This window comes from uncultured Tissierella sp., from assembly GCF_902479755.1.
In the GTDB taxonomy this organism is placed as follows: Bacteria; Bacillota; Clostridia; order Tissierellales; family Tissierellaceae; genus Tissierella; species Tissierella carlieri.
In genome coordinates this window covers 40341-46510 of record NZ_CABSQO010000031.1, presented here as the reverse complement: position 1 = coordinate 46510, position 6170 = coordinate 40341, and the positions used below count along the sequence as shown (strand labels likewise).

Genomic DNA, 6170 nt, shown 5'->3' with positions numbered 1-6170 from the left:
TTATAGATAAATATATAAAATAAATAAAAGACATAAAACAACCTGTATTTTGAGAAAAGATACAGGTTGTTTTATAATGAATAGGAAAGTTGTATTTTTGTCTTTTTTGTTTTAGAAAATATTTGTTAAAATATAATAAAAGGTATTGTACGTACATATACTTTGCCGTATAATGTTAATAATATCAGTGCATATGGGAGGAAGAAAATGAAAAGAAAAATAAATAAAATTAGGGAAAAATTATATAAAGAGATGCAGTCTAAAGAAATGGCACATGAAAATATAATCGAAATAAGCGAAGAATTAGATCAACTTATCATTAAATATTATAAAGAAGAGACAGAATCACAAGAATAAGAAAAATTATTATATAAATTAAGAAAAATATTGATTTTTCCCTAAAAAAGATTCTAGTTAAATCAAAGGCCAAAGAAGATTAAAATATTCAAACTAATGTTGTATGTATTGATGAATTTTAATAATAACTATTAATTTCATAGTGTAAACAAATAAAAGAGATATTATAATCTCTTATTTTTGTTTAACATTTTGATAGTTATTTTCTAACAGAAGGTAAAATAAGTTTACAAACATCTTTTATAAGAGATAGTTGTTCTTTAGAACTACCTTTTAAGACATTCAGCAATTCCTTTAATTCATCATCAATGGACTCTTTATAAATATCATCAAAAGCCTCTGAAATACATATATTCTCCATATAATAGGTATACCCATACAGGAGATAATCTACTGATACATTTAAAACATTGGATATGTTCACTAATGTATCGACACTCATTTTACGATCTCCTCTTTCAAGTTGACCGATATAAAATGACGATAATCCAGTTATTTCAGCAAATCTTTCTCGAGATAGTCCTAACTTTTCTCTTTCCAATCTAATTCTTAGTCCCACATCTTTATAATTTAACGTCTTTTTAGTTTCATCCATTTTTGCCACCTCAATAATACTGTATACATTTCTTCGATTTAACTAAATTGGCTAATAGCATATAAATATTATTGCCTATATGCATAAAAAACATTGTGTTGCACATAAGTCTTATTATATAATAAATACAATAAACTTTATCGGGGGGAAGAAAATGAAGAATAGAATTGATGAATTAAGGGAACATTTACATCAAACGATGGAATCTAAAAACTATGAGAAAATGCTAAAGGTAAGTCAAGAATTAGATGAACTAATTGTGCAATATTTTAAAGAAAAAAATTGCATAGAAAAGGGCAAAGATTAACGAGTTATATTAATAGATATTATATTGATTTTTTTTAACAAAATAGGTATAATTAAATTAAAGGTCAAAGAAGGTCAAATGAATTTGACTATTTAATTATAAAAAGGGAGCAGATTTTATGGAATATAAGGATTATTATAAAATACTGGGAGTAGAAAAAAACTCATCTCAGGATGAAATAAAAAAGGTATATAGAAAATTAGCTAAGAAATATCATCCAGACTTAAATCCAAACGATCCTAAAGCTCAAGAACGATTTAAGGAAATAAATGAAGCGTATGAAGTATTAGGTGATGAAGAAAAAAAGAAAAGATATGATACTTTTGGCTCTGGATATAACTTCACCAACGGACAGAATTTTGACCCATCTCAGTATGGGTTTGATAACTTTGGAAATGGCTATAGTTACACTTATACCACATCTGGAGGAGATTTTAGTGATTTCTTTAATATGTTCTTTGGAGGAGGAGGGAATCAAAGGACTAGTGGGAGAACAGGTGGTTTTGACTTAGGAAACTTATTTGGTGGAGGTAGAAAAACTACAAGAAAAGAAGTACCATCCTATGAGTCAGAATTAAATATTACCTTAGAGGAAGGTTATCATGGAGGTACTAAAAATATTACCATTAATATAAGCGGAGAAAATAAATCCATGTCAATAAATATCCCAAAAGGAATATTGCCCGGGAAAAAATTGAAGGTTAAAGGTGAAAAATGGGGAATAAAGGGAGATGTTTTATTTAAGATAAACCTTCTAGAGGATGGAAAAAATAGACTTGATGGATTAGATATAGTATCAAAGTTGGACTTGTTTCCATGGCAGGCTGCCCTTGGAGATAAAGTAGTAGTGTCTACCCTAGATGGAAAAATTAAAGTTGATATTCCTAAATCTATTTCGTCTGGTAAAAAAATTAGAATACCAAGAAAAGGGTATATAGATATGAAAGGAAATAAGGGAGATTTATATATAGAAATAAATATAATAAATCCACCAAGCCTTACAGAAGAGGAAGTTAAACTGTATGAGAAATTGAAGGAAATATCAATCGAAGCAAAGAACAATTAACAAAGAACAGTTAACAAATAACAAATAACAATTAAAACATTAAAAGCTCAATATTTTTTAAAAAATTTAATTGATTCTGATGTTTTCTAATTGAGTAAGTGGTTTTGGCTACTAATCGTTAATTGACAATTGATTAAACATTGTTAACTGTTAATTGTTAACTGATAATTGATAAAATTGGAGGGAGAAATATGGATTTAAACAAATTTACACAAAAATCGTTAGAAGCAGTGCAGAATTCACAAAACATGGCCATAAAAAATGGAAATCCACAACTAGAAGAAATCCATATTCACTATGGCCTAGTGACACAAAATGATGGACTAATCCCTAAAGTCTTATCTTATATGGGAGAAAATCCAGAGTTAATTAGAATGGATGTAGAGAAAGAAATAGATAAACTACCAAAACAATCTGGTAGTGGAGGATCTATATATCCTAGTAGAATCTATACCAAAGTTTTATTGAATTCTGAAGAAGAGGCGAAGAAGTTTGGAGATGAATATGTAGGAGTCGAGCATATTTATATATCGCTTCTCAAGGAAAAGGCAACAGCTTCAGAGAGAATATTTAATAAATATAATATCAACTTGCAAAGATTTCTGGAAGCTTTGAAAAAAATAAGAGGAAATCAAAATATTACCTCTGACAATCCAGAGGCTACCTATGAAGCATTGACTAGATTTGGAAGAGATTTAGTAGAAGAAGCTAAAACTGGAAAAATTGACCCAGTTATAGGTAGAGATAGTGAAATACGAAATGTAATCAGGATACTATCTAGAAGAACTAAAAACAATCCAGTTTTAATAGGAGACCCAGGAGTAGGTAAAACAGCCATAGTAGAGGGATTGGCTCAAAGGATAGTTAATGGGGATGTACCAGAAGGGCTAAAAGATAAAACGATATTTGCCTTAGACATGGGAGCCTTAATAGCTGGTGCTAAATACAGGGGAGAATTTGAAGAAAGATTAAAAGCAGTGCTATCTGAAATAGAAAAATCAGATGGTCGGATAATAATGTTTATAGATGAATTACACAATATAGTAGGTGCTGGTAGAACTGATGGGGCAATGGATGCATCTAATCTTCTAAAGCCTATGTTAGCAAGGGGAGAGGTTCATACCATAGGAGCTACAACCTTAGATGAATATAGGCAATATATCGAAAAAGATGCAGCATTAGAGAGAAGATTTCAAAAGGTATTAGTTACAGAGCCAACAGTGGAGGATACTATATCAATACTTCGAGGACTTAAAGAAAAATATGAGATACATCATGGAATAAGGATATCTGACAGTGCTGTAATAGCGGCAGCAACTCTTTCTGATAGATATATATCTGATAGATTTTTACCTGATAAGGCAATAGACTTGATGGATGAAGCTTCAGCTATGATAAGAACCGAGATAGATTCTATGCCTGTAGAGCTTGATGAAACAAGAAGACGAATACTTCAATTAGAGATAGAAAAATCAGCATTAAAGAAAGAAACTGATGAAGGATCTAAAATAAGACTAGAAAAACTGGAAAAAGAATTATCAAATTTCAAAGAAAAGTATGATATTATGAAAGCCCAATGGGAAGATGAGAAAAAGAGCATATCGAAGGTCAAAGAAGTTAAAGAAGAAATAGATAGAGTAAGGAGACAAATAGAAGAGGCAGAGAGAAAATATGATTTAGAAAAACTATCTCAATTAAAATATGGAACTTTAGTGGAATTAGAGAAAAAACTACAAGAGGCAAATGAAAAGAATGAAAAAGATGAGAGGATGCTAAAGGAAGAGGTCACAGAAGAAGAAATAGCAGAAGTTGTGGCTAAATGGACTGGAATACCAGTATCGAAATTAGTTGAGACAGAAAGAGAAAAGCTTCTATCATTAGGTGAAATTCTTCATAAAAAGGTAATAGGTCAAGATGAAGCAGTGGAATCTGTAGTGGATGCTGTAATTAGGGCAAGGGCTGGAATGAAACAGTTAAACAGACCTATAGGGTCTTTCATATTTTTAGGTCCAACAGGAGTAGGAAAAACAGAGTTATCAAAGGCTCTAACTTCATCTTTATTTGATGATGAAAGAAATATGATAAGGATAGATATGTCTGAGTATATGGAAAAGCATTCTGTATCAAGACTTATAGGAGCACCTCCGGGATATGTAGGTTATGATGAAGGAGGACAATTAACAGAGGCTGTAAGGAGAAAGCCTTATTCAGTGATTTTATTTGATGAAATAGAAAAGGCTCATCCAGATGTATTCAACATATTGCTTCAAGTATTAGATGATGGAAGATTAACTGACAACCAAGGTAGAACAGTTGATTTCAAAAATACAGTTATCATAATGACTTCTAATATAGGTTCGTCATATTTACTTGAAGGTATAAGACCAGATGGAAGCATAGATGAATCAGCAAAAGATAAAGTAATGAATGAAATGAGAAGAATGTTTAGACCAGAATTTTTAAATCGTGTGGATGAAATTGTAATGTTCAAACCATTGCAAAGAGATGAGATATTTAAGATAATAGATCTTCAAATAGAAGAAATTAGCTCCCGCTTAGAAGATAGACAAATATCCGTAGAGCTAACAGATGAGGCAAAAGACCTTATCCTAAACAGGGCTTATTCTATCCAATATGGAGCAAGACCAGTTAAAAGATTCTTGCAAAAATATCTTGAAACAGAAATTGGCAGAATGATTATTAGAGGAGATTTGAAGGATAAGGATGATGTCATAGTTTCATGTGATGAGCAGGGCAATTTAAAAATAAGTTTAGAAACTATTAAATAAACTATGAACTATATTAACTTGGTACAATTATAAAATAGATTTTATAATTGTACCAAGTTTTTTAAATTCAAGGGTAAAAATTATTATAATTGTTTTTTCTATATTATTCTTATAAGATAAATGATAAAATTAGGTTATCTGCTTAGTATGGCAATGGGATGGGGGAATAAAAGTGGAAAACATTAATAATATTATAGATAAAAAATATAAATATACTTCTTTAGAATATATAGACGAGGAAGATATAAAAGATGCTAAAGTAATATATCAAGATGAGACTAGCATTCTCTTATATAAGGAACTAGATGAAACAATACAATTGTTTTGGGCAGCAGATTCTAAAGAGGGATTTATGACAGGGCTAAATAATCTTGAAATATTAGTAGACGAGAATAAGATCTCTGGAAAAAAGGTACATATAAAATTTATTCCAGAGGAATTTATTAGTTTTTTAGAGAAAAAAGGCTTTAGAGTTATAGCAGAGTTTGTTGATTTCTGGAATAGAGATATAAAGGTTATTTCTATAGATGAACATGATACTTCTAATATACGGAGGTTAAAAGAAGATGAATATAGTATAGCAGGTCAGGTGACCAGAAATTGTATAGGATATTCTAGAGGATTTACAGGTGAAGATGATGAATGGATTAAAGAATGGAATGAATCTAGCAATTCCTTTATTTTTGCAGCAGAAATGGAAGGAAAGATAGCAGGCATATGCTGTGTTAACTTATATGGATTTGAAAGTGATAAGGGAATAGTGTTATGGATAAGAGAAGTAGCTGTAGACCCTCAATATCAAGGTAAGGGAATAGGTCGCTTATTGCTAACATATGCTATTAAATGGGGTAAACAAAATGGGGCAAAAAGAAGTTTTTTAGCCTGTGATGTAGAAAATCATAGAGGTATTAATCTATATGAAAGTTTAGGATATGTTAGAGCTGAAGGCAGAGGAGAAATTAGAATGGAAAAATTATTATAGAAGTCATTATTAAATATATAAATAATATTAAAACAAATATATTAAGGGAGGTGGGTATTATGAAGAAATGTGTA

At 30.4% G+C, this 6170-nt stretch carries 6 protein-coding genes; 5 read left to right on the top strand and 1 reads right to left on the bottom strand.

Annotation, left to right across the window (positions count from 1 at the left end; genetic code table 11):
• Positions 1–207 precede the first annotated feature (207 nt).
• Positions 208–357, top strand: coding sequence for an aspartyl-phosphate phosphatase Spo0E family protein (locus RDK80_RS15025; RefSeq protein ID WP_094898820.1), 150 nt, complete (start codon positions 208–210; stop codon positions 355–357).
• A gap of 199 nt (positions 358–556) precedes the next feature.
• On the opposite strand, the gene RDK80_RS15020 is transcribed toward RDK80_RS15025, so the two are convergent.
• Positions 557–952 (bottom strand): helix-turn-helix domain-containing protein, encoded by a 396-nt coding sequence (locus RDK80_RS15020; RefSeq protein WP_216561430.1) that lies wholly within the window; start codon positions 950–952, stop codon positions 557–559.
• A 154-nt stretch (positions 953–1106) separates the two neighbouring features.
• Here RDK80_RS15020 and RDK80_RS15015 point away from each other — a divergent pair, with 154 nt between their 5' ends.
• The 4 genes from RDK80_RS15015 to RDK80_RS15000 all read left to right on the top strand — a co-directional run bounded on the left by RDK80_RS15015 (position 1107) and on the right by RDK80_RS15000 (position 6096).
• Positions 1107–1259, top strand: coding sequence for an aspartyl-phosphate phosphatase Spo0E family protein (locus tag RDK80_RS15015; protein WP_216561432.1), 153 nt, complete (start codon positions 1107–1109; stop codon positions 1257–1259).
• Positions 1260–1377: 118 nt separating this feature from the next.
• Positions 1378–2325, top strand: coding sequence for a DnaJ C-terminal domain-containing protein (locus tag RDK80_RS15010; protein WP_308524731.1), 948 nt, complete (start codon positions 1378–1380; stop codon positions 2323–2325).
• A gap of 191 nt (positions 2326–2516) precedes the next feature.
• Complete coding sequence (gene clpB / locus RDK80_RS15005; RefSeq protein WP_256310735.1) at positions 2517–5114, top strand: ATP-dependent chaperone ClpB; 2598 nt, start codon at positions 2517–2519, stop codon at positions 5112–5114.
• Positions 5115–5286: 172 nt separating this feature from the next.
• Positions 5287–6096, top strand: coding sequence for a GNAT family N-acetyltransferase (locus RDK80_RS15000; RefSeq protein WP_256310734.1), 810 nt, complete (start codon positions 5287–5289; stop codon positions 6094–6096).
• The last annotated feature ends 74 nt before the right edge of the window (positions 6097–6170 follow it).

Bases quoted from the DNA above. Each gene is read 5' to 3' on its own strand.
- clpB (WP_256310735.1), top strand. From the start codon at position 2,517: ATGGATTTAAACAAATTTACACAAAAATCGTTAGAAGCAGTGCAGAAT.
- RDK80_RS15015 (WP_216561432.1), top strand. From the start codon at position 1,107: ATGAAGAATAGAATTGATGAATTAAGGGAACATTTACATCAAACGATG.
- RDK80_RS15025 (WP_094898820.1), top strand. From the start codon at position 208: ATGAAAAGAAAAATAAATAAAATTAGGGAAAAATTATATAAAGAGATG.
- RDK80_RS15020 (WP_216561430.1), bottom strand. From the start codon at position 952: ATGGATGAAACTAAAAAGACGTTAAATTATAAAGATGTGGGACTAAGA.
- RDK80_RS15010 (WP_308524731.1), top strand. From the start codon at position 1,378: ATGGAATATAAGGATTATTATAAAATACTGGGAGTAGAAAAAAACTCA.